Annotated in this window: 29 protein-coding genes and 3 tRNA genes; 15 read left to right on the plus strand and 17 right to left on the minus strand. The window is 66.0% G+C overall.

The window, feature by feature from the left end:
* Window positions 1–43 precede the first annotated feature (43 nt).
* From rpsI to ACH107_RS05900, 3 genes are all read right to left on the minus strand, one after another.
* Window positions 44–535: a 30S ribosomal protein S9 gene (gene rpsI / locus ACH107_RS05890; protein ID WP_412505021.1), complete on the minus strand. Its 492-nt coding sequence runs from the start codon at window positions 533–535 to the stop codon at window positions 44–46.
* Complete coding sequence (gene rplM / locus ACH107_RS05895) at window positions 535–999, minus strand: 50S ribosomal protein L13 (protein ID WP_412505022.1); 465 nt, start codon at window positions 997–999, stop codon at window positions 535–537. Before rplM ends, rpsI begins: the two co-directional genes overlap by 1 nt.
* 273 nt (window positions 1,000–1,272) lie before the next feature.
* The gene (locus ACH107_RS05900) at window positions 1,273–1,701 is read right to left on the minus strand and encodes a PaaI family thioesterase (RefSeq protein WP_412505023.1); all 429 of its coding nucleotides are present in this window, start codon (window positions 1,699–1,701) and stop codon (window positions 1,273–1,275) included.
* Between the two features lie 58 nt (window positions 1,702–1,759).
* Here ACH107_RS05900 and ACH107_RS05905 point away from each other — a divergent pair, with 58 nt between their 5' ends.
* The 3 genes from ACH107_RS05905 (at window position 1,760) to gluQRS (ending at window position 5,065) form a co-directional block, all read left to right on the plus strand.
* Window positions 1,760–2,545 (plus strand): enoyl-CoA hydratase, encoded by a 786-nt coding sequence (locus tag ACH107_RS05905; protein ID WP_412505024.1) that lies wholly within the window; start codon window positions 1,760–1,762, stop codon window positions 2,543–2,545.
* Window positions 2,546–2,736: 191 nt separating this feature from the next.
* The gene (gene trmFO / locus ACH107_RS05910; RefSeq protein ID WP_412505050.1) at window positions 2,737–4,113 is read left to right on the plus strand and encodes a methylenetetrahydrofolate--tRNA-(uracil(54)-C(5))-methyltransferase (FADH(2)-oxidizing) TrmFO; all 1,377 of its coding nucleotides are present in this window, start codon (window positions 2,737–2,739) and stop codon (window positions 4,111–4,113) included.
* Between the two features lie 97 nt (window positions 4,114–4,210).
* Window positions 4,211–5,065 (plus strand): tRNA glutamyl-Q(34) synthetase GluQRS, encoded by an 855-nt coding sequence (gluQRS, locus tag ACH107_RS05915; protein WP_412505025.1) that lies wholly within the window; start codon window positions 4,211–4,213, stop codon window positions 5,063–5,065.
* A gap of 13 nt (window positions 5,066–5,078) precedes the next feature.
* Here the strand turns inward: gluQRS and hisI are convergent, their stop codons facing one another.
* Window positions 5,079–5,441, minus strand: a complete 363-nt coding sequence (hisI, locus tag ACH107_RS05920) for a phosphoribosyl-AMP cyclohydrolase (protein ID WP_412505026.1) — start codon at window positions 5,439–5,441, stop codon at window positions 5,079–5,081.
* 67 nt (window positions 5,442–5,508) lie between these two features.
* On the opposite strand from hisI, the gene ACH107_RS05925 reads away from it, so the two are divergent.
* Both ACH107_RS05925 and ACH107_RS05930 read left to right on the plus strand, forming a co-directional pair.
* On the plus strand, window positions 5,509–5,964 hold the full coding sequence (locus tag ACH107_RS05925) for an iron-sulfur cluster assembly scaffold protein (protein ID WP_412505027.1): 456 nt from the start codon (window positions 5,509–5,511) through the stop codon (window positions 5,962–5,964).
* A gap of 22 nt (window positions 5,965–5,986) precedes the next feature.
* Window positions 5,987–6,193, plus strand: coding sequence for a hypothetical protein (locus ACH107_RS05930; RefSeq protein WP_412505028.1), 207 nt, complete (start codon window positions 5,987–5,989; stop codon window positions 6,191–6,193).
* On the opposite strand, the gene ACH107_RS05935 is transcribed toward ACH107_RS05930, so the two are convergent.
* The 6 genes from ACH107_RS05935 to ACH107_RS05960 all read right to left on the minus strand — a co-directional run bounded on the left by ACH107_RS05935 (window position 6,175) and on the right by ACH107_RS05960 (window position 13,044).
* On the minus strand, window positions 6,175–7,098 hold the full coding sequence (locus ACH107_RS05935) for a cation diffusion facilitator family transporter (protein ID WP_412505029.1): 924 nt from the start codon (window positions 7,096–7,098) through the stop codon (window positions 6,175–6,177). The two genes, ACH107_RS05930 and ACH107_RS05935, sit on opposite strands and share 19 nt — an antisense overlap.
* 257 nt (window positions 7,099–7,355) lie before the next feature.
* Window positions 7,356–7,478: a hypothetical protein gene (locus ACH107_RS05940; protein WP_412505030.1), complete on the minus strand. Its 123-nt coding sequence runs from the start codon at window positions 7,476–7,478 to the stop codon at window positions 7,356–7,358.
* A gap of 166 nt (window positions 7,479–7,644) precedes the next feature.
* Window positions 7,645–9,735, minus strand: a complete 2,091-nt coding sequence (gene recG, locus ACH107_RS05945) for an ATP-dependent DNA helicase RecG (RefSeq protein ID WP_412505031.1) — start codon at window positions 9,733–9,735, stop codon at window positions 7,645–7,647.
* The gene (ligA, locus tag ACH107_RS05950) at window positions 9,732–11,855 is read right to left on the minus strand and encodes an NAD-dependent DNA ligase LigA (RefSeq protein ID WP_412505032.1); all 2,124 of its coding nucleotides are present in this window, start codon (window positions 11,853–11,855) and stop codon (window positions 9,732–9,734) included. Before ligA ends, recG begins: the two co-directional genes overlap by 4 nt.
* A gap of 98 nt (window positions 11,856–11,953) precedes the next feature.
* Window positions 11,954–12,670, minus strand: a complete 717-nt coding sequence (gene ctrA, locus ACH107_RS05955; protein ID WP_412505033.1) for a response regulator transcription factor CtrA — start codon at window positions 12,668–12,670, stop codon at window positions 11,954–11,956.
* Between the two features lie 95 nt (window positions 12,671–12,765).
* A complete protein-coding gene (locus ACH107_RS05960; protein WP_412505034.1) occupies window positions 12,766–13,044 on the minus strand; it encodes a DUF1153 domain-containing protein in 279 nt (92 codons plus the stop codon).
* A gap of 121 nt (window positions 13,045–13,165) precedes the next feature.
* Between ACH107_RS05960 and mnmA the strand changes: the two genes are divergently transcribed.
* Window positions 13,166–14,302, plus strand: coding sequence for a tRNA 2-thiouridine(34) synthase MnmA (gene mnmA, locus ACH107_RS05965; RefSeq protein WP_412505035.1), 1,137 nt, complete (start codon window positions 13,166–13,168; stop codon window positions 14,300–14,302).
* A 91-nt stretch (window positions 14,303–14,393) separates the two neighbouring features.
* Window positions 14,394–14,467: transfer RNA gene (locus tag ACH107_RS05970), tRNA-Ile, on the plus strand.
* Between the two features lie 159 nt (window positions 14,468–14,626).
* On the opposite strand, the gene ACH107_RS05975 is transcribed toward ACH107_RS05970, so the two are convergent.
* The 4 genes from ACH107_RS05975 to ACH107_RS05990 all read right to left on the minus strand — a co-directional run bounded on the left by ACH107_RS05975 (window position 14,627) and on the right by ACH107_RS05990 (window position 15,792).
* Window positions 14,627–14,702 (minus strand) — tRNA-Val (locus tag ACH107_RS05975).
* Between the two features lie 62 nt (window positions 14,703–14,764).
* Entirely contained in the window at window positions 14,765–15,343 is a 579-nt protein-coding gene (locus ACH107_RS05980) for a histidine phosphatase family protein (RefSeq protein ID WP_412505036.1), read from the minus strand.
* A 58-nt stretch (window positions 15,344–15,401) separates the two neighbouring features.
* Window positions 15,402–15,476, minus strand: a tRNA-Val gene (locus tag ACH107_RS05985).
* Window positions 15,477–15,495: 19 nt separating this feature from the next.
* Window positions 15,496–15,792, minus strand: coding sequence for an HU family DNA-binding protein (locus ACH107_RS05990; protein ID WP_412505037.1), 297 nt, complete (start codon window positions 15,790–15,792; stop codon window positions 15,496–15,498).
* Between ACH107_RS05990 and ACH107_RS05995 the strand changes: the two genes are divergently transcribed.
* Complete coding sequence (locus ACH107_RS05995) at window positions 15,791–16,255, plus strand: hypothetical protein (protein ID WP_412505038.1); 465 nt, start codon at window positions 15,791–15,793, stop codon at window positions 16,253–16,255. The two genes, ACH107_RS05990 and ACH107_RS05995, sit on opposite strands and share 2 nt — an antisense overlap.
* A gap of 144 nt (window positions 16,256–16,399) precedes the next feature.
* Here ACH107_RS05995 and lon read toward each other — a convergent pair whose 3' ends face one another.
* A complete protein-coding gene (lon, locus tag ACH107_RS06000; RefSeq protein WP_412505039.1) occupies window positions 16,400–18,811 on the minus strand; it encodes an endopeptidase La in 2,412 nt (803 codons plus the stop codon).
* Between the two features lie 210 nt (window positions 18,812–19,021).
* Window positions 19,022–20,152 carry a tRNA guanosine(34) transglycosylase Tgt gene (tgt, locus tag ACH107_RS06005; protein WP_412505040.1) on the minus strand — a complete coding sequence of 377 codons (1,131 nt, stop codon included), beginning with the start codon at window positions 20,150–20,152 and terminating at the stop codon, window positions 19,022–19,024.
* Window positions 20,153–20,220: 68 nt separating this feature from the next.
* Between tgt and rimK the strand changes: the two genes are divergently transcribed.
* From rimK to tpiA, 6 genes are all read left to right on the plus strand, one after another.
* Window positions 20,221–21,639, plus strand: coding sequence for a 30S ribosomal protein S6--L-glutamate ligase (gene rimK, locus ACH107_RS06010; protein ID WP_412505041.1), 1,419 nt, complete (start codon window positions 20,221–20,223; stop codon window positions 21,637–21,639).
* A 72-nt stretch (window positions 21,640–21,711) separates the two neighbouring features.
* The gene (locus ACH107_RS06015) at window positions 21,712–22,074 is read left to right on the plus strand and encodes an SUF system Fe-S cluster assembly protein (protein ID WP_412505042.1); all 363 of its coding nucleotides are present in this window, start codon (window positions 21,712–21,714) and stop codon (window positions 22,072–22,074) included.
* A 79-nt stretch (window positions 22,075–22,153) separates the two neighbouring features.
* A complete protein-coding gene (locus tag ACH107_RS06020) occupies window positions 22,154–22,765 on the plus strand; it encodes a MarR family transcriptional regulator (RefSeq protein ID WP_412505043.1) in 612 nt (203 codons plus the stop codon).
* A gap of 57 nt (window positions 22,766–22,822) precedes the next feature.
* Window positions 22,823–23,566, plus strand: a complete 744-nt coding sequence (locus tag ACH107_RS06025; RefSeq protein ID WP_412505044.1) for a DUF3307 domain-containing protein — start codon at window positions 22,823–22,825, stop codon at window positions 23,564–23,566.
* Window positions 23,567–23,586: 20 nt separating this feature from the next.
* Window positions 23,587–23,937, plus strand: a complete 351-nt coding sequence (locus ACH107_RS06030) for a HesB/IscA family protein (RefSeq protein ID WP_412505045.1) — start codon at window positions 23,587–23,589, stop codon at window positions 23,935–23,937.
* Between the two features lie 52 nt (window positions 23,938–23,989).
* Window positions 23,990–24,766 (plus strand): triose-phosphate isomerase, encoded by a 777-nt coding sequence (gene tpiA, locus ACH107_RS06035; protein ID WP_412505046.1) that lies wholly within the window; start codon window positions 23,990–23,992, stop codon window positions 24,764–24,766.
* Here tpiA and ACH107_RS06040 read toward each other — a convergent pair.
* Window positions 24,738–25,199: an Lrp/AsnC family transcriptional regulator gene (locus tag ACH107_RS06040; protein WP_412505047.1), complete on the minus strand. Its 462-nt coding sequence runs from the start codon at window positions 25,197–25,199 to the stop codon at window positions 24,738–24,740. The two genes, tpiA and ACH107_RS06040, sit on opposite strands and share 29 nt — an antisense overlap.
* Window positions 25,200–25,343: 144 nt before the next feature.
* Here ACH107_RS06040 and ACH107_RS06045 point away from each other — a divergent pair.
* A partial coding sequence (locus ACH107_RS06045) for a bifunctional precorrin-2 dehydrogenase/sirohydrochlorin ferrochelatase (RefSeq protein WP_412505048.1) occupies window positions 25,344–25,538 on the plus strand: 195 nt, incomplete at its 3' end.

A 25,538-nucleotide genomic window follows, 5' to 3' on the forward strand; every position in this document is an offset into this window, starting at 1 on the left:
GCCACCCACCGGGCGGCCCTTTGACAACGGGTCGAAGACGACGTCAGCGCTTCGAGAACTGGAAGCTGCGGCGGGCCTTGCGCCGGCCGAATTTCTTGCGCTCGACAACGCGGCTGTCGCGGGTCAGGAACCCGGCCGCCTTGAGCGGCGAGCGCAACGCCGGATCGTAAAGCTGCAGCGCCTTGGAAATGCCGTGCTTGACGGCGCCGGCCTGCCCGCTGAGCCCGCCACCCTTGACCGTGGCCAGGACATCGAACTGGTCCTCGACGCCCGCGACCTCGAAGGGCTGCCGCAGGATCATCTGCAGCACGGGGCGGGCGAAATACTTGTTCAGTTCCTTGCCGTTCACGGTGACGCGGCCCGAGCCCGGCTTGATCCAGACGCGCGCGGCGGCATCCTTGCGCCTGCCCGTCGCGTAGGACCGGCCCAGCTCGTCGCGAACGGGTTCGCGGGGGGTCTCTTCCTCGCCGGCCGGCTTGACGCCGCCTTCGGTCACCGCTTCGAGACCCTCGAGGGTTTTGATTTCTTCAGCCATCAGTATGCCACCCGCGTATTCTTGGAATTCATGGTCTTCACATCGAGCGTTTCGGGTTGCTGCGCCTCGTGCGGATGTTCGGCCCCCGCATAGACACGCAGGCTGGTCATTTGCTGACGTGCGAGGCGGTTGCCCGGCAACATGCGCTTGACCGCGCGGGTCACGACACGCTCGGGGTGCTCACCCTCCAGCAGCTGTGCCTTCGTGCGCGACTTGATGCCGCCCGGGTGGCCGGTGTGCCAGTAGAAGTTTTCCTCGCGCTTCTTGCCGGTCAGCTGAACCTTGTCGGCATTGATCACGATGACGTTGTCGCCCATGTCCATGTTGGGCGTGAAGCTCGGCTTGTGCTTGCCGCGCAGGCGCGTGGCGATGATCGATGCTAGACGGCCGAGAACGACGCCTTCCGCGTCGATCACGATCCATTTCTTGTCGATATCCGCCGGCGTTGCAGAGAATGTTTTCATTACAGGTGATACCCTATCTTGCGTCGGTGCGGGGCCGCATGTGGCGGACCCGTGTTCGATGGATGCGTTATACCGACAAACAATCGTGGGTCAACACAGAGGAAATTGATTTCCGTGTTTAATTTCAATACTTTGCAAATTAGGTAATATAATACCCCATGCACGTGGACCCATTCAACCGCCTCCCAAAGGCCACGATCACCGCGCCGATACCGTTCGATCGTGACACCCGCAAGCCGCTGTTGCCCCGTCCACGCCGGGCGCTCGACCGCCTCAGCCGCCGGATCGGGGCGGGATCGAATAGGTCAGGCTGGCGCGGGCGACGGGGTCGGCCCCGTTTTCGGAAAATATCAGCACCTCCCCCACGGCGAGAACCCGGCCCAGTTTCAGCAGGCGGCATTCGGCGATCAGATCCGTCCGGGCCGCGGGCTTGCGCATGAAGTCGATGGAACAGTTCGTCGTCACGGCAAGCGCCCGCGGCCCGATCATGGCAAGAATGGCAAGGTAGACGGTGACATCAGCCAGCGCAAAGATCGACGGCCCTGATACCGTGCCGCCCGGGCGCAGATGCGCGTCGCCGACGCGCAAGCGCGTGCGTATACGCATCTCGTCAAGGTCCTCGATCGTGAATTCGCCGGCGACTTGCGGAAACTCGCGATTCAGGAACGCGGTCAGCTCCCCGGCGGTCATTTCAAGGCTCATGCTTTCCTCCCTGCCCGATCACGGCTAATGATGGCCATAACGACAAGGGAGAGACAAGATGGCAATACTGGAGCGAACGGACGCCGGCGGGATCGCGCGACTGACCTTGAACCATCCGGAAAAACTCAACGCCTTGAGTGACTTGATGCTTGCCGCCCTGCAGGACGAATTCGATCGGCTGGCCGATGACCACAGCATTCGGGCCGTCACCCTCGCCGGGGCGGGCAAGGCGTTCTGCGCGGGGCATGACCTCAAGGAAATGACGGCGGGACGTCAGGCCGAGGATGGTGGAAAGGCTTATTTCGCCGATCTCTTCTCGCGGTGCAGCAAGGTGATGACCAGCATCCGCAACCTGCCGCAACCGGTGATCGCGCAGCCCCATGGCATCGCCACCGCAGCGGGCTGCCAACTGGTCGCGTCATGTGACATGGCCGTGGCCGCCCACGGGACGCGCTTCGGGGTCAACGGGGTCAATATCGGGTTGTTCTGCTCCACCCCGATGGTGGCGCTGAGCCGGAATATACCGCGAAAACAAGCATTTGAAATGCTCACCACGGGTGCTTTCATCGAAACGGACCGCGCGCTGGAACTGGGGCTCATCAATCGTGCCGTGCCGGCCGAGGCGTTGGAAACGGCCGCTGATGAACTGGCACAAACGGTGGCGGCCAAGCTCGGCGCGGCCGTGCGGATCGGCAAGCGGGCGTTCTATGACCAGTTGGAAATGCCGGTGGACGAGGCATATGCCTATACCGGCCAGGTGATGGTGGAAAACATGATGGAGCGTGACACCGCGGAGGGGATCAGCGCCTTTCTGGAAAAACGCGCGCCGGAATGGGAACAATGACCTGCATCGCGAATCATGGTTAACGCGTCGAGATGCAACGAATTTCGGCCTTGGTATCGCGGCGGCGGCGCGTCTGCATCGCGTCGGTGGGCCGTGGCGCCGGGGCCGCGTTTAACACGCCGTACGCCGGCCCCCCGTTTCGGGACATCGCGGCCGGGCAGCGGGCCTTTTCAACCGCCGCGCGATGCCCTATATCCCGCGCCATGAACGAGAGACTGCATATCATCGGCGGCGGCATGGCCGGATCGGAGGCCGCGTGGCAGGCGGCCGAAATGGGCGTCGACGTGACCGTCCACGAGATGCGGCCCAAGGTGGGCACCTTCGCGCATCGCACGGGCGACCTGGCCGAGATGGTGTGTTCCAACTCCTTCCGGTCGGATGACGACGAACAGAACGCCGTGGGCCTGCTCCACTGGGAAATGCGCGCGGCGGGCGGGCTCGTGATGGGCATGGCCGACCGGCACCGCCTGCCGGCCGGTGGCGCTCTGGCGGTGGACCGTGACCCTTTCGCCCGATCGGTGACCGGGGCCTTGCGCGCGCACCCGAAGATCACCGTTCAAGAAGATGAAATCACGCAACTTCCCGAAAGCGGCCGATGGATCGTGGCGACCGGGCCGCTGACGTCGGAAGGGCTCGGCGCGGCGATCGCGCGGGAAACCGGGCGCGAGGCTCTGGCCTTCTTCGACGCGATCGCGCCGATCGTGCATCACGACAGCATCGACATGTCCAAGGCGTGGATGCAGTCGCGCTATGACAAGGGCGAAACCGAGGACGAGCGCACCGCCTACCTGAACTGCCCGATGGACCGGGACACCTACGAGGCCTTCGTCGACGCCCTGCTGACCGCCGACAAGACGGAATTTCACGAGGGTGAAACGGCGGAGTACTTCGACGGCTGCCTGCCCATCGAGGTCATGGCCGAACGCGGGCGGGAAACGCTGCGCCATGGCCCGATGAAGCCCGTGGGCCTGACCAACCCCCATGCGCCCGAGGTGAAGCCCCATGCCATCGTCCAGCTGAGGCGGGACAACGCGCTCGGGACGCTCTTCAACATGGTCGGGTTCCAGACCAAGATGAAGTACGGCGCGCAAACCGATGTTTTCCGGATGATTCCGGGGCTTGAAAATGCGCGTTTCGCGCGCCTTGGCGGGATTCACCGCAACACGTTCATCAACTCGCCGACGTTGCTGGACAGGCAGATGCGGATGCGCACGCGGCCGCATATCCGTTTCGCGGGCCAGATCACCGGGGTCGAGGGCTATGTCGAGTCGGCCGCGATGGGGCTACTGGCCGGGCGGTTGGCCGCGGCCGAAATCACCGGTCGCGCCCTGCCCGACGTGCCGCAGGACAGCGCGATGGGCGCGCTGATCCATCACATCACCGGCGGGGCCGACGCCAAGACATTCCAGCCGATGAACGTCAATTTCGGGCTGTTCCGCCCGGTCGAGGGGCTGAAAGGCGGGCGCCGCCGCCGCAAGGACCGGTACAAGGCCTATACCGATCGCGCCAAGGCCGCCTGGCGCGAGTGGCTGGCGCATTCGGCACTGGACGCCGCGACACCCGTGTGATTTCGTTCGGCCATGGGGAAGATTTCACGAGAACCCGTGGTCGGGCCGGCACCTGCGCCGCTGCATCGGGGGCGGGAGTCTGCATGATTGAAAAAACGTGACATTCTCGACCCGATTTGCCCCGTCGCCCACCGGACCGCTGCATCTGGGCCATGCCTATTCGGCGATGCTGGCGCATGACATGGCCCGCGCGGCCGACGGCATGTTTTACCTGCGCTTCGACGATCTTGACCGCGCACGCCGCCGCGCGGCGTGGGAGGCGCGGATCGAGGAGGATCTGCACTGGCTGGGGCTGACATGGCCACAGCCGGTCTGGCGCCAATCCGATCGCCTGAACCGTTACCGGGACGCGCTGAAAGTATTGTGGGATCAGGGGCTTGTCTATCCATGCTCATGTTCACGCGCCGATATCCGCGCCGCGGTCGCCGCCCCGCAGGAGGGCGCGCCGGTGCAGGGGCCGGACGGGATCGTCTATCCCGGCACCTGCCGCCCTGGCACCCCGGCGCGCGGCCAGATGCCCGACGGTGTTCTGCGGCTCGACATGCGCCGGGCCCTCGCACGGCTGGGCGCGGCGCCGGAATTCACCGAAACCGGTACCGGCCCGGACGGCGAGACGGGCATCATCCGCGCGGCGGACATGGTGACCCGCGTGGGCGATGTGGTGCTGGCGCGTCGTGACATGGGCGCGGCCTATCATCTGGCGATCGTGGTCGATGATGCCGACCAAGGGATCACCCACGTCATCCGTGGACAGGATTTGTTCGCGGCAACGCTGATCCACGTGGTGCTGCACCGGTTGCTGGGGCTGCCGAGCCCTGTCTATCGCCATCACCGCCTGATCCGCGACGCGGCGGGCCGGCGGCTGGCCAAGCGCGACGACGCGCGCGCCATCGCGACCTACCGCGCCGACGGCTACGCACCCGGGGACATCCGCCGCCTTGTCGGGCTGTGAGCGCCGCGCGCGCTCACTCGGCCACGGGCGCCATGATCTCGTGTTCCTCGCCCCCGCGGATGGCAGTGTAGAAACAGCTGCGCCGCCCGGTATGACAGGCCGGGCCGGTCTGGCGGATTTGCAGCAGCAGGCAATCGCGGTCGCAATCCACGCGCATGTCGACCAGTTCCTGAACGTGGCCGCTGGTCTCGCCCTTGATCCAGAAGGCTTGCCGCGACCGGCTCCAGTACGTGACGCGGCCCGTCTCGAGGGTGCGCGCGACCGCTTCGGCGTTCATCCACGCCATCATCAGGACCTCGCCGGTCGCCGCGTCCTGCGCGATGGCCGGGATCAGGCCGGACTCGTTGAATTTCAGGCTTGCGGGGTCGAATGTCATGTCGGAAAACCTTTTGCATATCGAGCGTTGGACTCTATCTATGGGATAGAACAACGAGGGGGAAGCCATGAGCGGCGAGACGGACCTGATCAAACTATACTCCGCGCGCATCCTCGAACTGGCCGCCGACATCCCGCATCACGGACGTCTGGCGGAGCCCGAGGCCAGCGTCAAGCACCGCGCCCCGCTTTGCGGATCCACCGTGACGGTGGACATCAAGGCCCGCGACGGGCGCGTCACGGAATACGCCGCCGAGGTCAAGGCCTGCGCCCTGGGCCAGGCCGCCGCCAGTGTCGTTGGCGGCGCCATCATCGGCCGGTCCCTGGAGGAGGTGCGCGCGGCGCGCGATTTTCTCAAGGCCATGCTCAAGGAGGACGGCCCCACCCCGGCGGCGCCGTTCGACGGGCTGGAAGTGCTGCGCCCGGCGCGCGATTACAAGAACCGGCACGATTCGATCATGCTGACGCTCAACGCCGCGGTGGAGGCCCTGGAGGAGATCAAGGCCGCCAGCCCCTGCGCCTGACACCACCGGAACGCGCCCTGTCATGTCGCCCCGCACCGTCTGGACATTCAATTTCACCGGCTGGATCCTGTTCACGGTCTCGGCGCTGTTTTTCACTTTGGGCACATGGCGCGCGGGCGACGTGATCGGCCTGATCGCGAGCCTTGCGTTCCTCGTGGCCTGCATCGCCTTCATCATACCGGTCTGGATCCACCGTCCGTCCAAGACGGATCACGACTTCACCGATTGAGCCGCGCCCGGCGCGGGCGGCGCGCGCCGGCCCGTGCTCACCTCGATCGTGGCGTGATCCATGCCGAAATGCTCGCGCAGGCAGGCGCGCACCGCTTCTCTAACCTCTGCGGGATCGAAGCCGTCGGCCACGCGCAGTTCCAGCGTCGCCATGGGACGTTCCTGCGTCACCTGCCATGCATGGATATGCGTGACCCCTGCCACGCCGGGGATTTCACGGCCCAGCACCTCGGCCACTTCGCGGCGGTCGAAACTTTGCGGGGCGCCTTCCAGAAGGATATGGCCCGACTCGCGCACCACCTGCAGGGCCGAGCGCAGGATGATCACCGCGACGAGCACCGACAGGATCGGGTCGATCGGGGTCCAGCCCGTCCAGAGGATGACCAGCGAGGCGACCAGCGCCGCGACCGAGCCCAGAAGATCGCCCGCCACGTGCAGCGCGGCGGCACGGATGTTGAGGTTGTCGCTGCCGTCGCGCGTCAACACGTAGAAGGACAGGACATTCACCACGAGCCCGGCCAGCGCCACCCACAGCATCAACCCGCCCAGCACGTCGACGGGGTGCGCCAGCCGCTTCACCGCCTCGACGAGGATCCACGCGGCGATCACGAAAAGCGCCATGCCATTGACGAAAGCCGCCAGCACCGAGAAGCGGTCATAGCCGTAGGTGCGTTTCCAGTCCGCCGGCCGGCGGGCGATGCGGAAGGCGAACCACGCCAGCATGAGCGAGGCGAAATCCGTCAGCATGTGCCCGGCATCCGCCAGCAGCGCGAGCGAGCCCGAGATCACGCCGCCGGCCACCTCGGCCAGCATGAAGCCGCCGGTCAGCGCGGCGGCGATGGCGATGGTGCCTTCCTTGCGGGGCCTGTGGGAATGTCCCGAATGCGCATGGGCGTGGTCGTGCATCTGCTGCCTCTTCAACCCTTGCGCGGGGATCTCATGGCAGGCGCGGCAATGCAATGGCACTCGACAGACAAAAAAACCGCCGCGCACCCGAAGGTGGCGGCGGCAGGTTTGGCGGGTGTCCGGTGGTTCCCTGTCGCGAAACCGGGGATCGAGGCAGACCCGGCGGGACATGGGGAACAGGCAGGTTCAGTCACGGCGCGTCGGGGATGGGGACAGGTGACGCGCCGGCGACAGGGCGGACAGCCGCAGGCAGACCCCTAGACGACCCCGGGCAGGTAGAGCGCCCCCATCAGCGCGACCATCAGCGCGGCGGCGCCGATCATGTCCCACAGCAGCGTGGCCCGGGACCGGATGGCAACTTCCTTGATCTGGCGGATCATGGTGCGTCTCCCTGTCTTCGCATTCGTGTTGTCTTTTTGTTCTCATTTCCGCGGTCACTTGTAAAGAACTTTTTAAGAACTTTCGTGAACATTTCAGGATCACACCTGCCAAAGCATTGAAAAAACGGCCATATTGCCGCGTTGCCCGGCGGCGATGCCACGGGCGTCAGCCCACGCCGATCAGGCGAATGGCGCGATCCTGTTCCATGAGCCACAGCATGGTGCGCGCGGCCTGCCCACGCGGCGAGGTCAGCGCGGAATCCTCGGCCAGCAGCTTGCGCGCGTCGCTCTGGGCCACGGCCATCAGGGCCGACTGGTGCTCCATGTCGCCGACCCTGAACCGCGGCAGGCCCGATTGCGCCGTGCCGATCAGGTCCCCCGCGCCGCGCATTTCCAGATCGACCTCGGCGATGCGAAACCCGTCCTCGGTGTCGCGCAGGGTGGTCAGCCGCCGTTCGGCACTGTCGCTCAGGGGCGCGCGATACATCAACAGGCAGGTCGAGGCCGCCTGCCCCCGCCCCACGCGGCCGCGCAACTGGTGCAACTGCGCCAGGCCGAAGCTCTCGGCCCGTTCGATCACCATGATCGAGGCGTTCGGCACATCCACGCCGACCTCGATCACCGTGGTGGAGACAAGCACCTGAACGCGCCCCTGCTGGAAGGCGGTCATGGCGGCGTCCTTTTCCTCGGGCGGCATCTGCCCGTGCACGAGCCCCACCGCCCCCTCGCCGAGCGCGGCCCGCAGCCTTTTGAACCGCTCCTCCGCGCTGGAGAGATCGACGCTTTCGCTTTCATCGACCAGAGGGCAGACCCAGTAGGCCTGCCGCCCCTCGGCGATCGCGTCGCGCAGATGCGCCACCACCTCGTCCATCCGGGTCATGTTGACCAATGCCGTCTTGATCGGCTTGCGGCCGGGCGGTTTCTCGTCAAGGACGCTGACATCCATGTCGCCGTATTGCGCCAGCGCAAGGCTGCGCGGAATCGGCGTGGCCGTCATCACCAGAACGTCGGCCTGCGCGCCCTTCTTGCCGAGTTCAAGGCGCTGGCGCACCCCGAAGCGGTGCTGTTCGTCCACGATGGCAAGGCGCAGGTCGTGAAATTCCACGTCCTTCTGGAAAACCGCGTGGGTGCCGACGAGGATCCGCGTCTTGCCCGTCCGCAGCGCGTCGAGCTTGGCGCGCCGCTCCGCGCCCTTGTCACGGCCGGTCAGCAAGTCGAGCGTCACGCCCGCGGCGTCGGTCAAGGGGCGCAACGCCTCGAAATGCTGGCGCGCAAGGATCTCGGTGGGCGCCATCATCACCCCCTGCCCGCCCGCTTCGACCGCGATCAGCAGCGCCTTGAGCGCGACGAGGGTCTTGCCCGCGCCAACGTCGCCCTGCAACAGGCGGTTCATGCGGCGGGGTTCGGCCATGTCCTCGGCGATCTGGGCGATGGCGCGTTTCTGCGCGCCGGTCAGGTCATAGGGCAGCGCGGCCAGCACCCGGGCCTGCAGATCGCCGGTGCCGACCGTCGCGCGCCCCTTGGCGCGGCGCAGCGTCGTCCGGGCCAGCGCGAGGGTCAGCTGATGGGCCATGAACTCGTCATAGGCCAGCCGTTCCCGCGCGGGATGGGCGGGGGCAAGATCAGCCGCCGATCCCGGCGCGTGCGCCTGTGCCAGCGCGGCTTGCCAGTCGGGCCAACCGGCCTGTGCCTTCTGCACGGGGTCGATCCATTCGGGCAGGTCCGGAACGCGGGCCAGCGCCGAGACCGCCGCGCGGGCCATCATCCGTTGCGTCACGCCGGCGGTCAGCGGATAGACGGGTTCGAAATCGGGGATGTCACCGGCCTCGGCCGGGGGAAGAACGTGATCGGGATGGACCATCTGCGCCATGCCGTCGAACAGCTCGACCCGGCCCGAGACGACGCGCCGCGCGCCGGTGGGCAGCACCCGCTTGAGGTGGTCGCCGCGCGCGTGGAAATAGACCAGCTGAAACGCGCTTGCCGCGTCCTCGACCTGCACGCGGTAGGCCCCGCCCTTGCGCGCGGGCGGGCGGTGCTGGCCCACCGTCACCTCGACCGTCACAACGCCGGGCAGGTCGGCGCCGCGCACGGTGTCCCGCTTGCGCCTGTCGATCCCCGAATGGGGCAGCGTGAAAAGCAGGTCTCGGGGCTTGTCGATGTCGAGCCCCGCCAGAAGCTTGCCCGTCTTGGGCCCGATCCCGTCGAGTGTCTCGATATCCGCGAAAAGCGGAAAGAGGATTTCGGGCCGGGTGCTCATGCCGCCCCGACAAGGGCCAGCCACTCATCCTCGTCAAGGATCTCCACCCCCAGATCGGCGGCTTTCTTGGCCTTGGACCCGGCGCCGGGGCCGGCCACGACAAGATCGGTCCGGGCGCTGACGGAGCCCGAGACCTTGGCGCCAAGGGCCTCGGCCCGCGCCTTGGCCTCGGCCCGTGTCATCTTTTCCAGCGTGCCAGTGAAAACGATGGTCTTGCCCGCCACGGGGCTGCCTTCGGTGTCGGGGCGCTCGGCCGGTTCCACCTCGAGGAAGGCGACCAGCCGCTCGATGCTGGCGCGTTCCTCGGGCTGGGCGAAGGCGGTGACAAGGCTGCGCGCCATCACCTCGCCCACGCCGTCGATCCCCAGCAGCCTGTCCCACTCGGCCCCGGAAAGTGGCGCCGCGGCATCCATGGCGGCGGTGAAATCGGCCCATGTGCCGTAAAACCGCGCGATCAGCGTGCTGACCTGTTCGCCGACATGCCGGATCCCGAGCGCGAACAGAAGCCGCTCGAACGGGATTTTCCGTTTTTCGTCAATGGCGTCAAACAGGTTGTTCGCGCTTTTTTCGCCCCAGCCCTCGCGGTTTTTCAGCTGTGTCAGGCAGCCCGGGCCGTAGCGCTCCTTGAGCGTGAAGATATCCGCCGGTTCGGCGATCCAGCCATCGCGGTGGAACGCCTCGACCTGTTTCGCGCCAAGCCCCTCGATGTCGAAGGCGGCGCGGGACACGAAATGCTTGAGCTTCTCCACCGCCTGTGCCGGGCAGATCAGCCCGCCGGTACAGCGGCGGACGGCATCGCCGTCCTCGCGGATGGCGTCGGAACCGCATTCGGGGCAGGTTCGGGGAAACTGATAGGGCGCGGCGTCGTCGGGGCGTCTGGACAGGTCGACATCCGCGATCTTGGGGATCACGTCGCCCGCGCGGTAGACCTGCACCCAATCGCCGACACGGATATCCCGGCCTTCGCGGATGGGCGCGCCGGTGGCGTCACGGCCGGCGATGTAATCCTCGTTGTGCAGCGTCGCGTTGGACACGACGACACCGCCAACGGTGACGGGATGCAGCCGCGCCACCGGGCTGAGCGCGCCGGTCCGGCCGACCTGGATGTCGATGGAGTCCAGCCGGGTCCAGGCCAGTTCGGCGGGAAACTTGTGCGCGATGGCCCAGCGGGGGGTGGTGGACCGGAAGCCGAGGCGTTGCTGCAGAGACAGGTCGTTGACCTTGTAGACCACGCCGTCGATGTCGTAGTCGAGCTCGCTGCGCAGCTGCTCGATGCGCGCGTACTGGGCCAGCATCTCGGCCGGGCCTTCGCAGAGCGCCGTCAGCTCGTTGATGGAAAACCCCAGCTCGCGCAGCCTGTCGATGGCGCCCATCTGCGTGTCGGCCAGCGGTGCCGCGATCTCGCCCCAGCCATAGGCGAAAAAGCGCAGCGGCCGCGCGGCGGTGATGCGCGGATCGAGCTGGCGCAGCGAGCCGGCGGCAGCGTTGCGGGGGTTGGCGAACTGCTTGTCGCCCGTCCCGGCCTGCCGTTCGTTCAGCGCCTCGAAATCGGCGTGGCTCATGTAGACCTCGCCGCGGATTTCCAGAACGTCGGGCGCGCCGTGCAGGGTTTCGGGAATGTCGTCGATGGTGCGGGCATTGGCGGTCACGTTCTCGCCGACGGCGCCGTCGCCGCGTGTTGCCGCCTGCATCAGCCGACCCGCCTCGTACCGCAGCGACAGGCTCAGCCCGTCGATCTTGGGTTCCGCCGTGTAGGCCAGCGGGGCCTGCGCATCCAGCCCAAGGTACCGCCGGATCCGGTCGTCGAAATCGGCTATGTCGGCATCTTCGAACGCGTTGCCGAGCGAGAGCATGCGCACCGCGTGAGTGACCTTGGCGAACCCTTCGGCCGGGGCGGCGCCGACCTGGTCGGAGGGGCTGTCGGCGCGCTTGAGATGCGGAAAGCGCGCCTCGATCGCCTTGTTGCGCGCCTTGAGCGAGTCATATTCGGCATCGCTGATCTCGGGCGCGTCATGGGCGTGGTAGGCGGTGTCGGCGCGCGCGATCTCCCGCGCGAGGCGCGCGAGCTCGGCGCGGGCTTCATCCTCGTCGAGCTGCGATACATTCTTGTCCCGTGTCACGCCCGCCTCCCCTGGCTGCCCGGCCCGCTTCGGTGTCGCCCGAAGTGATAGGGCGGCGCAGGCGCGAGGTCCAGAGGGGCCGGGCGCGTTCGCGGCCCTCAGGCGCCGATGGCCAGCCGGTCATCGTCGAGCGTCCGCGGCTCCGGGTCGCGCAGCACGTAGCCCCGTCCCCAGACCGTCTCGATATGGCTGTCGCCGCCGGTGGCCTCGGACAGTTTCTTGCGCAGCTTGCAGATGAACACGTCGATGATCTTGAGTTCGGGTTCATCCATGCCGCCGTAAAGATGGTTCAGGAACATCTCCTTGGTGAGCGTGGTCCCCTTGCGCAGGCTCAGCAGTTCCAGCATCTGGTATTCCTTGCCGGTCAGGTGCACCGGCGTGCCGGCGACATCGACGGTCTTGGCGTCGAGGTTGACGGCGATCCGGCCGGTGCGGATCACCGATTGGGAATGCCCCTTGGAGCGGCGGATGATGGCATGGATGCGCGCGACCAGTTCTTCGCGGTGAAACGGCTTGGTCAGGTAGTCATCCGCGCCGAAACCGAAGCCCCTGATCTTGTTCTCGGTATCATCCTCGCCCGACAGGATGAGGATGGGGGTTTCGATGCGCGCCAGCCGCAACTGGCGCAAAACGTCGTGCCCGTTCATGTCGGGCAGGCCGAGGTCGAGGAGGATCAGGTCGTAATCGTAAAGCTTGGCGAGATCGACGCCTTCTTCCCCGAGGTCGGTGGTGTAGACGTTGAGATTGGCATGGGTCAGCATCAATTCGATGCTTTTCGAGGTCGTCGGATCATCTTCCACCAGAAGAACGCGCATCTTGATATCTCCGCTAATGTCCGTTCGGTTGAGATAACACTGGGCAAAATTGGTTAACTACCGGTTACCGTCAGGAGGCAGTATGCGAAATCTACTCAGGGTTGTCTATAATTCTTGAGCGTGGTCGCCTTGAGCGCGGCCTCGCCGTGCCGGCAGGCCGCGTTCACCCAGTCGCTGAATTCCTCGTCGCTCAGGTCATAGCGGCGCAGCGCCTCGTCCCGGGTGATGAGCCCGGACAGCACGCCACGCACCACGGCCATCTTGCGCGAGGCGACCCACCGGCGCGTGTCGCGTGGCGGCAGGTCGGCCCTGGTCATGACGGAGCCGTCCGGCAGGGTGACGGCCCTTGGCCCCTCGGCTTTCTTGAGATACATCGACACGGTCCTCTCAGGCTGGGAGGTCAGACTCGCGCCGGGCCTTTAACGCGCGGTGAAACCCGGTCTTGAGAGTATCTACGATTTTCCTATATTCCGCAGGACTGACCCGGAGGCACGCATGGCGCTTGATACCCAGCTCAATTCACTCGGATTCGCGAAATCGCCCGCGCAGACGCGCGTCGTTGTCGCGATGTCCGGGGGTGTCGACAGCTCGGTCGTGGCTGCCAAGCTGGCCGAGGAAGGCTATGATGTCGTGGGGGTTACGCTTCAGCTTTACGACCACGGCGCGGCGCTGGCCAAGAAGGGCGCGTGCTGCGCGGGGCTCGACATTCACGACGCCCGCCGCGTGGCCGAGGAGATGGGATTCCCGCACTACGTTCTGGATTACGAGAACATCTTCCGCGACGCGGTGATCGACGAATTCGCCGACAGCTACCTTGCCGGCGCCACGCCCGTGCCGTGCATCCGCTGCAACGAGCGGGTGAAGTTCAAGGACCTGCTGGAAACGGCCAGGGACCTGGAGGCCGACTGCATGGCCACCGGCCATTACATCCGGCGCAAGATGGGCGCGGCGGGCCCCGAGCTGCACCGTGCCGAGGACGCCAACCGCGACCAGTCGTATTTCCTGTTCTCGACCACGCCGGAGCAGCTGGATTTCCTGCGCTTTCCGCTGGGGCACCTGCCATCGAAGGACGCGACGCGCGAGCTGGCCGCGAAATACGGGCTGGTCGTGGCCGACAAGCCCGACAGCCAGGACATCTGCTTCGTGCCGAACGGCGATTATGCCAGCGTCATCGAGAAGCTGCGCCCCGGCGCGGCGGAGCCCGGCGATATCGTCGATACTCACGGCCGCGTTCTGGGCACGCATGACGGCGTGATCCATTACACCATCGGGCAGCGCCGGGGCCTCGGCATCGGCGGGCTGAGCGACCCGCTCTATGTCGTCAAGCTGGATGTCGAGACCCGCCGCGTGATCGTCGGGCCGAAGGAGATGCTTGCCACGCGCGTCGTGCCGGTGCGGGAGATCAACTGGCTGGGTGACGTGCTGTTCGACTCGGAGAGCGAATGGCACGTCTCGGTCAAGGTCCGCTCCACCCGTCCGCCGCGCGAGGCGATCATCCGCCCGGCCGGGCCGGACAGGGCGGAGGTGGAACTGCTGACCCCGGAGGAGGGCGTGAGCCCCGGTCAGGCCTGCGTCTTCTACGAAACCGGGAGCACCCGCATCCTTGGCGGCGGCTGGATCTGGAAAGGGTGACATCCCGGCATCCCGGCACCGCAAAAAGTGACGCGGCGGGGATACATCCTATTGGCGTCGCCCAAATGATGCGCTAGAGAGGCGGCGTTCTGGGGGGTTAGCTCAATTGGTCAGAGCAGAGCGCTCATAACGCTTTGGCTGGGGGTTCGAGTCCCTCACCCCCTAGAGGGACAGACCACCAAGCTCCGGAACCCCTCGCCGCGCAATGGCGGTTTGCATGCAGCCTGCCCCGCGCCCTACCCGCCAAGACATCCCGGCGTGCGCCGTGCCTGACCCGAGGGGCGGGTGGTACGCGTGGCGATACCGGGTTTGCAAATCTGCGCATGGTGGGTGATGAGAGACTCGAACTCCCGACATCTTCGGTGTAAACGAAGCGCTCTACCAACTGAGCTAATCACCCGGTGCCGCGCGTCTTAGCCAAGGCCGCGCCGGCTTTCAAGAGGCTTTGCGCCCCGCCGGGCATCATGCTGTCAGCACATGCTGCCGGCCCCGCCTGACATGATAGACGACCCCCTGCCCGCCACCGATCGAGTCGAGGGCGGACTCGTCCTGCCCGGTCAGTACCAGCCGGAGCATCCGCGACGTCATGCCGTGCGTGACCACCACCACCGGCGCCGACCGGTCCTGCAGGAACGACTCGCACCGGGCGCGCAGGGCGGCGAACCCCTCGCCCCCCGGGGCCATGTCGTAGAGGTGCAGCGCGCTTTCCTCCGAGGCGTCCGCGGCCTGCCCGCCCGGCAGATCCTGCCGCAGCCGGGCCTCGAAATCACCGACGCCGATCTCGCGCAGCCTGTCATCGGTGCGGATCCGGCCGATCAGCCCGTCAAGCGCCAGTGCTGCCGTGACGAAGGCACGGCCCTGCGGGCTGCTGTGCGCCCGGAACCCGGTCAGATCGACGGATTGCAGGATCGCGCGCTGCCGCAACGCCTGATCGCGCCCGAGATCGGTGAGCGGGCTGTCGCGGCCGCCCTGCAGGCGTTGCGCGACGTTCCACACCGTCTGACCATGGCGCAGGATATAGGCCTCGGGCCAATCACGCATTGCCGGTGCCCCGGATGAAAAGGCGCGCCACCTGAAGCAGGGGCGCGCCGGAATTCGATGGTGGGTGATAGAAGATTCGAACTTCTGACATCTTCGATGTGAACGAAGCGCTCTACCACTGAGCTAATCACCCGATGCGCCGGTGTTTAGCGTTACTCAGCGGCGTCTGCAACCGTATCTTTCACCCTGTTCTGCGCCGGCGCGGCGGATTTGTTCTGCCGTATCTTCGTGACGTGGATCCGGGCGTTGGCGGTTTCCTTCGTGCGGTTGTGCTTGAGCTTGCCGAAGGGCTGAAGGTTGAGTTCGCGCCCCTGCGCAAGCGACTCGCCCAGCACGTCGAGCATCGCCTCGACCACCGGCTTGGCGTATTTTTTCTTGATGCCCGATTGTTCGACGACCTGTGCCAGAAGTTCCTGTTTCTTCAGGGCCGGTTCGGAGACCACGGGCATGGATTCCGCCACGACGGTCGGCTTGCCCACGGGGCGCGTGGGCCTTGCGGCCGCATCTTGCTCGGCCGCGGATGATGCCGGGCTCTTCGCCGTGCTCTTGTCGGCGTTTCGCGTGCTCATGTCTTGCCTCTTTGCGTTGATTATCGGTGACACCATAGCGTATTCGCCGTTTTCCGGCCAGCCTTCAGTTGACGCCGCCCCGGCGAGATCGGTAAAGAACCGCAATCACGCAACCGTGGGGGAAAAAGTGAAAAACGCGCTCGCAGCCACGATCCTGGCCACCGCCCTTATTGTACCGCCGGCATTCGCCGGTAACCTGTCCGACCCGGTCGTGACGCCCGAACCCGTCGTCGCGCCCGAGGTTGTCGCGGAGGCAGCCGCCGAGGATTCCGGCAAGACAGACGCCCTGATCGTCGCGATCTGGGCCGCGATGGCCGCCATGACGGCTGGCAACGCGTTCTGAACGCGCGACACTGCCGGGCGGTTTTTCGTCACCGGACGTCGACCGGGGCATTCGGGCAATGACGTGGCCCGACATGAGAAGCCGACATGCAAAAGGGCGCCCGTCCGGGCGCCCTTTCATCATTCGTGTTCAGGTGTCACCGGATCAGTGCGCCGTGGCCCCGGTCCCTTTCGCCTCGTGCTTGAGCGCGGCCTCGGCCGTCGCCGCCTCCTCGGCGGCCTCGTCCCATTCCACCGGCTCCGGCGTTTCCAGCAAGGCCAGCTTGAGCACGTCGCGGACGTGATCGACCGGGATGATTTCCAGCCCTTCCTTCACGTTGTCGGGGATCTCGGCAAGGTCCTTTTCGTTCTCGCGCGGGATCAGCACGGTCTTGATACCGCCGCGCAGCGCCGCGAGGAGCTTTTCCTTGAGCCCGCCGATTGGCAGGGCGTTGCCGCGCAGAGTGACCTCGCCGGTCATGGCGATGTCCTTGCGGACCGGGATCCCGGTGAGAACCGAGACGATGGACGTCACCATCGCAAGGCCGGCCGAGGGGCCGTCCTTGGGCGTGGCGCCTTCGGGCACGTGCACGTGGATGTCCCAGTTCTCGAAGCGCGGCGGCCTGATGCCGATCTCGGGCGCCACGGAGCGCACGTAGGACGAGGCCGCGTCGATCGACTCCTTCATCACGTCACCCAGCTTGCCGGTCGTCTTCATCCGGCCCTTGCCGGGCAGGCGCAACGCCTCGATATTCAGAAGCTCGCCGCCGACGGAGGTGTAGGCCAGCCCCGTCACGACGCCCACCTGGTCCTTTTCCTCGGCCAGCCCGTACTTGTGCTTCTTGACGCCGAGGTAGTCGGACAGGTTGTCGGGCGTCACCTTGATGGCCTTTTCCTCGCCCTTGATGATTTGGGTGACCGCCTTGCGCGCGACCTTGGCCAGCTCGCGTTCAAGGTTCCGCACCCCGGCCTCGCGGGTGTAGGTGCGGATGATCGCGGTCAGCGCGTCGTCGGTGATCTCGAATTCGCCCTTCTTCAGGCCGTGGTTCTTGACCTGCTTGGGCAACAGGTGCTGCTTGGCGATCTCGCGCTTCTCGTCCTCGGTATACCCGGCCAGCGGGATGATCTCCATCCGGTCCAGCAGCGGCTCCGGCATGGTGTAGGAGTTCGCCGTGGTCAGGAACATTACGTTGCTGAGGTCGTATTCGACTTCGAGGTAGTGGTCCACGAAGGTGCTGTTCTGCTCGGGGTCGAGCACTTCGAGCATGGCCGAGGCCGGGTCACCGCGGAAATCCTGCCCCATCTTGTCGATCTCGTCGAGCAGGATGAGCGGGTTCGTGGTCTTGGCCTTTTTAAGCCCCTGGATGATCTTGCCGGGCATCGAGCCGATATAGGTCCGGCGGTGGCCGCGGATCTCGGATTCGTCACGCACGCCGCCAAGGCTGATGCGGATGAATTCCCGCCCGGTCGAGCGCGCGACGGATTCCCCGAGGCTGGTCTTGCCCACGCCCGGCGGCCCCACGAGGCACAGGATGGGCCCCTTGAGCTTCTTCGAGCGCTGCTGCACCGCGAGGTACTCGACGATGCGTTCCTTGACCTTTTCCATGCCGTAGTGATCGGCGTCGAGGATCTTCTCGGCCCGGCCGAGATCCTTTTTCACGCGCGATTTCTTGCCCCACGGGATGCTGAGCATCCAGTCGAGGTAATTGCGCACGACCGTGGCCTCGGCCGACATGGGCGACATGTTCTTGAGTTTCTTGAACTCCGCCTCGGCCTTTTCACGCGCCTCCTTCGACAGCTTGGTGTTGGCGATCTTCTCTTCCAGCTCGGCCAGTTCGCCTTCGCCTTCCTCGCCGTCGCCCAGCTCCTTCTGGATGGCCTTCATCTGTTCGTTGAGGTAATACTCGCGCTGGGTCTTCTCCATCTGCGACTTCACGCGGGTCTTGATTTTCTTCTCGACCTGCAGAACGCTCATCTCGCCCTGCATCAGGCCATAGACCTTTTCCAGCCGCTCGCTGATGCTGAGCGTCTCCAGCAGTTCCTGCTTCTGTTCCACCTCGATGCCCAGATGGCCGGCGACAAGGTCGGCCAGCTTCGCCGGTTCCTCGGTTTCCGACACGGCCGTCAGGGCTTCCTCGGGGATGTTCTTCTTGATCTTGGCGTAGCGTTCGAACTCGTCGCCGACGGTGCGCAGCAGCGCCTCGATCGCGGCGGTGTCGCCGGGCATCTCGGTCAGGTACTCCGCGCTGGCCTCGAAGAAGTCGGGATTCTCGAGGTATTCCGTGATGCGCACCCGCGCCACGCCCTCGACAAGCACCTTGACGGTGCCGTCGGGCAGCTTGAGCAGTTGCAGCACGTTGGCCAGGACGCCGGCCTTGTAGATACCGTCGGAGTCCGGGTCGTCGACGCTGGCGTCGATCTGGCTGGACAGCAGGATGTGCTTGTCGTCCTGCATGACCTCTTCAAGCGCGCGGACCGATTTGTCCCGGCCCACGAACAGCGGCACGATCATGTGCGGAAAGACCACGATGTCGCGCAGCGGCAGTACGGGGTAAGAGGCGTTGAGAGGCTCTTGCATGCTCATATCCTTGTTCTTGGCAAGAAGGCGCCGGCCCCAGCACAGGCAGCTCCGGCCTTCTCCGTTACTGGTCTGTTAATTGGGGCGTCGGCCCCCCTCTTTCAACCACGTTTCTCGCACCATGCCCGTCCCCGACACCCCCCGCAAGCGGCGAATCGGCCGGGTTTGATCCAATTGCGCGCCGTTCCGCCGCGACCGCCGCCGTCCCGATCAGAGCGCCGGAATGTCGCCCTGCGCGCGCCCGGCATGAAACGCGGCCTCCCATGCGGCAAAGCGTCCCTCGGTGATGGCCGCGCGCATCTCGTCGATGATCTGCTGGTAGTAGTGCAGGTTGTGCCATGTCAGCAGCATCGACGAGATGATCTCGTGGCTGCGGAAGACGTGGTGCAGGTAGGCCCGGCTGTAGCCCCGGCAGGCCGGGCAGGTGCATTGATCGTCCAGCGGGCGCGGATCGTCGGCGTGGCGGGCGTTCTTGATGTTGAGCTGCCCGTGGCGCGTGAACACCTGCCCCGTCCGACCCGAGCGCGACGGCAGCACGCAATCCATCATGTCGATGCCGCGCTTGACCGCGCCCACGATGTCGTCGGGCTTGCCCACCCCCATCAGGTAGCGCGGCTTGTCCTCGGGCAGCAGCGCCGGCGCGTAGTCGAGCACGCCGAACATCGCCGCCTGCCCCTCGCCCACGGCCAGCCCGCCCACCGCGTAGCCGTCGAAGCCGATCCGGGTGAGCGCGGCGGCGCTTTCCTCGCGCAGCTCGCGGGTAACGCCGCCCTGCATGATCCCGAACAGCGCGTGCCCCGGACGCTCGCCGAAGGCCGCCCTGGACCGTTCGGCCCACCGCATCGACAGGCGCGTGGCGCGGGCGACCTCGGCGTCGGTCGCGGGCAGCGACGGGCATTCGTCGAAGCACATCACGATATCGCTGCCCAGCAGGCGCTGGATGTCCATCGACCGTTCCGGCGTCAGTTCGTGCCGGGAGCCGTCGATGTGGCTCTTGAAGGTCACGCCCTGCTCGGTCAGCTTGCGCAGCCCGGCGAGGCTCATCACCTGGAACCCGCCTGAATCGGTCAGGATCGGCCTGTCCCAGTTCATGAAGGCGTGCAGCCCGCCCAGCCGGGCGATCCGCTCGGCCGTGGGCCGCAGCATCAGGTGATAGGTGTTGCCCAGCAGGATGTCGGCGCCGGTGGCGCGCACGTTTTCGGGCAGCATCGCCTTGACCGTGCCGGCCGTGCCCACCGGCATGAAGGCCGGGGTGCGGATCGTGCCGCGCGGCGTGGTGATCGCGCCCGCGCGCGCCGCGCCACAAGCGGCCTTGAGTTCGAAGCCGAATAATGCTGTCATCCGTAGTCCATGTGATCGGTACGCCCCCTATCGGACAATTCCGGCACGCTGACAAGGAGTGACAGCCCATGACCGACACGCCCGAGGCACCGCAGACCCTGCAATTCGGGTGGGAGGAATGGATCAGCCTGCCGGATCTCGGCGTTCCGGCGTTGCGCGCCAAGGTGGATACCGGCGCGCGCACCTCGGCGCTGCACGCCTTCGACATCGAGACTTTCGGCCCGTCCTCGAAACCCAAGGTGCGGTTCACCGTTCATCCCATTCCCGGGCGCGACGACCTGATCATTCCCTGCTCGGCCGAGATCGTCGACCGCCGCGAGGTCGCCTCGTCGAACGGCGAGAAGGAACTGCGCTACGTGATCCAGAGCACCCTCGCGGTGAACGGGGACAGCTGGCCCATCGAGCTGACGCTGACCAATCGCTCGACCATGACCAGCCGGATGCTGCTGGGCCGGCAGGCGCTGAAGGACCATATCAGCATCGTGGCGACGGACAGGTTCCTGCAGCCGGAACTCAGCTATGACGTCTACCACACCTCGAAGATGCGGCAGGCGCAGCCCAAGCGCGCACTGCGCATCGCCGTGCTGAGCCGCGAGGACAACTACTCGACCCGGCGGCTGGTCGAGGAGGGCGAGAAACGCGGCCACACCGTCGAGGTGATCAGCACCACGCGCTGCTACATGGCGATCAACTCGATGTCGCCCGAGGTGCATTACGACGGCAAGCGCCTGCCGCGCTTCGACGCGGTGATCCCGCGCATCGGCGCGTCGATCACGCCCTACGGCACCGCCATCATCCGGCAGTTCGAGACGATTGGCACCTATTGCGTCAACCCCTCCCACGGGATCAGTTCGAGCCGGGACAAGCTCTATGCCCATCAACTCATGGCCCGGGCACAGGTGGGGATGCCCAACACCGCCTTCGCCGCCTCGCCCAAGGACACGGCCAACCTGATCGGGCTGGTCGGCACGGCGCCGCTGATCGTCAAGCTGCTGGAATCCACGCAGGGCAAGGGCGTTGTGCTGGCCGAAACGAAGAAGGCCGCCGAGTCGGTCATCGACGCCTTCCGCGGGCTCAAGGCCAATTTCCTCGTGCAGGACTTCGTCAAGGAAGCCGCGGGCGAGGATATCCGCTGCCTCGTGATCGGCGGCAAGGTCGTGGCGTCGATGAAACGCACCGGCGCCGATGGCGATTTCCGGTCGAACCTGCACCGGGGCGGCAGCGCGAAATCGGTGCGCATCACCCGTCAGGAACGCGACACGGCGATCCGCGCGGCGCGGGCCTTCGACCTGAACATGGCCGGGGTGGACCTGCTCCGCTCCGAGGCCGGCCCCAAGGTGCTGGAGGTCAATTCCTCCCCCGGTTTCGAGGGGATCGAGAAATCCACCGGCAAGAACATCGCCGGCCAGCTTTACGACCAGATCGAAAGCCGCGTGCGGCCCGCGCCCGTGCGGCGACGCAAGAAAGCCGCTTCCGCCAAGAAGTGAGCGCGCACGGCTCTGGACGGGCGGCACAATAAATCTTATATGTTTGGTCGGAAAAGATAGCAGGATATGTTCATGGCCCAGAGTCCGGAACCGCTTGAAGGGGCGCCGCTCATCGCGCCGTCGAGTACTGATCACCCTCTCTATGAGCAGGTCGTGGAGGCATGCCGCTCCGTCTACGACCCGGAAATCCCGGTCAATATCTACGATCTGGGCCTGATCTACACCATCGACATCGACGCCGAGAGCGCCGTCAAGGTGATCATGACGCTGACCGCCCCCGGGTGCCCCGTGGCCGGCGAGATGCCGGGCTGGGTGGCCGAGGCGATCGAGCCGCTGGCCGGGGTCAAGCAGGTGGATGTCGAGCTTGTCTGGGAACCGCCCTGGGGCATGGACATGATGAGCGACGAGGCGCGGCTGGAACTCGGCTTCATGTAAGAGCAAGCGAAAAAGCTTGCTTTCGGAAAAAGAAGCCGGTTATGCTTGCTTGCATCGGCAACCGGGAAAGGATGAGCCGGTGCGCTTCGCGGTCCTCACAGGTGATATCGTCGGCTCCGGCACGTTGTCCGCGTCCGAATTGGACGCGGCGATCGCGGCCATCGACACGGCCGCGCGCGACATCGCGGGCTGGCAGGACGAGCCCGTGAAGGGGTTCGGCCGCCGCGGCGGGGACAGCTGGCAATGCGCGATCGGGTCGCCCGTGCTCGGTCTGCGGGCGGCGCTCTACATCCGGGCCGCCCTGCGCCGCGAGGGAAAGACGCTTGCCACGCGGATCGCCATCGCGGCCGGTGCCGGGGCCCTGCCCGCCGACGGGGACACCAACAGCGCACACGGCCCCGCCTTCACGGCCTCGGGGCGGCTGCTGGAGACCATCACCGGACATGCCGAACTGGCGCATGATACCGGCGGGGCGCTGGGCGCGGCCACGCGCCTTGCCGATCACATCAGCCAGGGCTGGACCGTCGCACAGGCCCGGGCCATGCACGCCGCCCTGCCCCCCGGCGCCGGCCCGCGGTCGGATATTGCCGGGACGCTGGGCATCACGCGGCAGGCCGTCAATCAGGCCCTCTGGGCGGCCGGGTTCCCGGCAATCGACGACGCCCTGCGCCTGATCGAAGCGGAGGGCTGACAAGTTGATCCGGTTTCCCCGTTACAAGGAAAGCATGAACGCCTGCGGGGCCCTGGCATGATCGAAACCTTCATCGCCCTGCTTTTCGCGCATGCGCTGGCCGATTTCGTGCTCCAGACGCGCTGGATCGTCGACAACAAGCGGCGCCCGCATGTGCTGCTGCTGCACGGCGTGATCGTGCTGATCACGGCGCAGGCGGCGCTGGGCCATCCCGCCGCGGCGCCCCTGCTGGCGCTGGCCGCGGCCCATGTCGCGATCGACGCGGTCAAGACATACACCCGGTTCGGCGGGTTGCCGGGTTTCATGGCCGATCAGGGCGCGCATCTGGCAAGCATCGCCGCGGTCGCGGTGCTGGTGCCCGAGCTGTGGGCAACCGGCGCGCTGGCCACCCACCTGCCCGGCCTTGCCCGGGCCCTGCCGCACGCGATGCTTCTGGGTGCGGCGCTGATCCTCGCCCTGCGGGCGGGCGATTTCGCCATCCGGCTGCTGATGGCCGCGCATGACGCGCCGGCCGAGGACGCCGCCGGCCTGCCCAACGCGGGCCGCAGCATCGGCCATCTTGAGCGCTTGCTGATCCTCGTGCTGATGCTTGCCGGCGAGATCACCGCCATCGGCTTTCTCGTGGCGGCCAAGTCGATCCTGCGTTTCGGCACGGTGGCCGACAACCGGCGCGTGACGGAATACGTGATCATCGGCACGCTGGCCTCTTTCGGGTGGGCCATGGGCGTGGGGCTCGGGGCGGAGGCGCTGCTTTCCGCCCTGCCCCCGGTTGAGATCACCGCCGTGCCGCCTTATTTTTGACGAAACGAGAGGGGATTCACATGTTCGGCATTCCGGGAAAACAGGCCGTCACCATGACGCCCAAGGCGGCGGGGCAGATCGCTAACCTGATGGCGGAGGGCGGCACCAAGGGGCTGCGGATCGGCGTCAAGAAAGGCGGCTGCGCGGGCATGGAATATACCATGGATTATGTCGAGGACATCGACCCCAATGACGAGGTCGTCGAACAGGACGGCGCGCGCGTCATGATCGCGCCGATGGCGCAGATGTTCCTGTTCGGGACCGAGATCGACTACCAGACATCGCTGCTTGAATCCGGCTTCGTTTTCAACAATCCCAACGTGACCGAAGCCTGCGGGTGCGGCGAATCGATCAAGTTCGAAGGCATGTGAGCTGAACGTCGCCCGGCAAGCTACTACAATAAAACAGGAAGGATCCAAGCGGATGAGACGCAAGCTTGCCGCCGGCAACTGGAAGATGAACGGCACGAAACAGTCGCTGGCGGAGCTGGAAACCCTCGCGGCGGCCCATCCCGCCCCCGGGATCGACATCATCGTCTGCCCCCCTGCCACGCTGCTTTTCCCGGCTGCCGACTTTACCGCCGAAGGGGGCGTGGAGTTGGGCGCGCAGGATTGCCACACGGCGGACTCGGGTGCCCATACCGGCGATATCGCCGCCCCGATGATTGCCGATGCCGGCGCCACCGCCGTCATTCTCGGCCATTCGGAACGGCGCGAGGACCACGGCGAGACGAGTGAGCTTGTCCGCGAAAAGGCCCGCGCGGCGCACCATGCAGGGCTGGTCGCGATCATTTGCGTGGGCGAATCCCTCGCGCAGCGGGATGCCGCCAACACGCTCGATATCATCGCCGGGCAATTGTCGGCCTCGGTTCCGGATACGGCAACCGGGCACAACACCGTTATCGCCTATGAACCGATCTGGGCCATCGGCACGGGCCGCACCCCCACCACCGGGCAGATCGGCGAGGTACACGATTTCATGCGTGCCCGCTTGGAACAGCGGTTCGGCGCCGGGGTCGGGCGGTCCGTCCGGCTGCTTTACGGCGGATCGGTGAAACCCGCCAACGCGCCCGAGGTTTTCGCCGTGTCGAACGTCGATGGGGCGCTGGTCGGCGGCGCCAGCCTGAAGGCGCAGGATTTTTCAGGCATCATCAATGCTCTGGAAGACAGCGCTAAAGCGGAAGAGACGTTGTCGACTTGATTTCCTCCATCGACAGCAGCGCGGTGACATTGTGCACTTTCACCTCTGATATCAGCGCTTGGTAGAAACTGTCGTAAGCGCGGGCATTGGCCACGCGAACCTTGAGGATATAGTCGATATCCCCGGCAAGGCGGTGCGCTTCCATCACCTCGGGACGGTCGCGTAGCGCCTGCAGGAATTTCGCCTGCCAGTCGGCATCGTGTTCGGCCGTTCGTATCAGCACGAAGAAGCACGCTTCGAAGCCGAGCGCCTCGGGGTCCAGCAGATAGGTCTGCTGCCGGATCACGCCCGCCTCGCGCATCTTGCGAATCCGGTTCCAGACCGGCGTCTTGGAGCTGCCGACGATGCGCGCGATCTCGTCCAGCGATTGCCCCCCGTCCTGCTGCAGTTGCACAAGGATTTTCCTGTCCAGATCATCGAGACGAACAGCCATTCCAAAATTTCCCTCTACCCGGAACGCCCTGTGGCGAGATCGCCCAAAACGAAACATGTGTTCTTATTGAAGCCATCATATGGCGTTCAATCGGGAATAAATTCTATATTGCGGCCAAAGTCAAATCGAAGGCAGGGCCGTGACATGAAACATTTCCCGATCTTCATCGCGCTGGAGGGCCGCCGCGTGGTGCTGTCAGGCGGCGGCGAGGCCGCGCTGGCCAAGCTGCGCCTGCTCATGAAGACCGAGGCGCGGATCACCGTGTTCGCCGCCGACCCGGCCCCCGAGATCGCCGATTGGGCGGCGCGGGACAGGCTGCGGCTCGTGCGGCGCGCGATG

The sequence above is a fragment of the Roseovarius halophilus (ex Wu et al. 2025) genome (assembly GCF_047086965.1).

Excerpts from the sequence above, each read along its gene's own strand:
- tpiA (WP_412505046.1), top strand. The coding sequence starts at position 23,990 with ATGAGACGCAAGCTTGCCGCCGGCAACTGGAAGATGAACGGCACGAAA.
- ACH107_RS06040 (WP_412505047.1), bottom strand. The coding sequence starts at position 25,199 with ATGGCTGTTCGTCTCGATGATCTGGACAGGAAAATCCTTGTGCAACTG.
- ACH107_RS05960 (WP_412505034.1), bottom strand. The coding sequence starts at position 13,044 with ATGTATCTCAAGAAAGCCGAGGGGCCAAGGGCCGTCACCCTGCCGGAC.
- ACH107_RS05900 (WP_412505023.1), bottom strand. The coding sequence starts at position 1,701 with ATGAGCCTTGAAATGACCGCCGGGGAGCTGACCGCGTTCCTGAATCGC.
- ACH107_RS05940 (WP_412505030.1), bottom strand. The coding sequence starts at position 7,478 with ATGATCCGCCAGATCAAGGAAGTTGCCATCCGGTCCCGGGCCACGCTG.
- rpsI (WP_412505021.1), bottom strand. The coding sequence starts at position 535 with ATGGCTGAAGAAATCAAAACCCTCGAGGGTCTCGAAGCGGTGACCGAA.
- ACH107_RS05980 (WP_412505036.1), bottom strand. The coding sequence starts at position 15,343 with ATGCGTGATTGGCCCGAGGCCTATATCCTGCGCCATGGTCAGACGGTG.
- tgt (WP_412505040.1), bottom strand. The coding sequence starts at position 20,152 with ATGACAGCATTATTCGGCTTCGAACTCAAGGCCGCTTGTGGCGCGGCG.
- ACH107_RS05935 (WP_412505029.1), bottom strand. The coding sequence starts at position 7,098 with ATGCACGACCACGCCCATGCGCATTCGGGACATTCCCACAGGCCCCGC.
- lon (WP_412505039.1), bottom strand. The coding sequence starts at position 18,811 with ATGCAAGAGCCTCTCAACGCCTCTTACCCCGTACTGCCGCTGCGCGAC.
- rplM (WP_412505022.1), bottom strand. The coding sequence starts at position 999 with ATGAAAACATTCTCTGCAACGCCGGCGGATATCGACAAGAAATGGATC.
- ACH107_RS05930 (WP_412505028.1), top strand. The coding sequence starts at position 5,987 with ATGTCGCCCCGCACCGTCTGGACATTCAATTTCACCGGCTGGATCCTG.
- rimK (WP_412505041.1), top strand. The coding sequence starts at position 20,221 with ATGACCGACACGCCCGAGGCACCGCAGACCCTGCAATTCGGGTGGGAG.
- ACH107_RS05990 (WP_412505037.1), bottom strand. The coding sequence starts at position 15,792 with ATGCCCGTGGTCTCCGAACCGGCCCTGAAGAAACAGGAACTTCTGGCA.
- recG (WP_412505031.1), bottom strand. The coding sequence starts at position 9,735 with ATGAGCACCCGGCCCGAAATCCTCTTTCCGCTTTTCGCGGATATCGAG.
- ACH107_RS05925 (WP_412505027.1), top strand. The coding sequence starts at position 5,509 with ATGAGCGGCGAGACGGACCTGATCAAACTATACTCCGCGCGCATCCTC.
- ACH107_RS06025 (WP_412505044.1), top strand. The coding sequence starts at position 22,823 with ATGATCGAAACCTTCATCGCCCTGCTTTTCGCGCATGCGCTGGCCGAT.
- ctrA (WP_412505033.1), bottom strand. The coding sequence starts at position 12,670 with ATGCGCGTTCTTCTGGTGGAAGATGATCCGACGACCTCGAAAAGCATC.
- ACH107_RS06030 (WP_412505045.1), top strand. The coding sequence starts at position 23,587 with ATGTTCGGCATTCCGGGAAAACAGGCCGTCACCATGACGCCCAAGGCG.
- ACH107_RS05905 (WP_412505024.1), top strand. The coding sequence starts at position 1,760 with ATGGCAATACTGGAGCGAACGGACGCCGGCGGGATCGCGCGACTGACC.
- mnmA (WP_412505035.1), top strand. The coding sequence starts at position 13,166 with ATGGCGCTTGATACCCAGCTCAATTCACTCGGATTCGCGAAATCGCCC.
- hisI (WP_412505026.1), bottom strand. The coding sequence starts at position 5,441 with ATGACATTCGACCCCGCAAGCCTGAAATTCAACGAGTCCGGCCTGATC.
- ACH107_RS06015 (WP_412505042.1), top strand. The coding sequence starts at position 21,712 with ATGGCCCAGAGTCCGGAACCGCTTGAAGGGGCGCCGCTCATCGCGCCG.
- ACH107_RS05995 (WP_412505038.1), top strand. The coding sequence starts at position 15,791 with ATGGATTCCGCCACGACGGTCGGCTTGCCCACGGGGCGCGTGGGCCTT.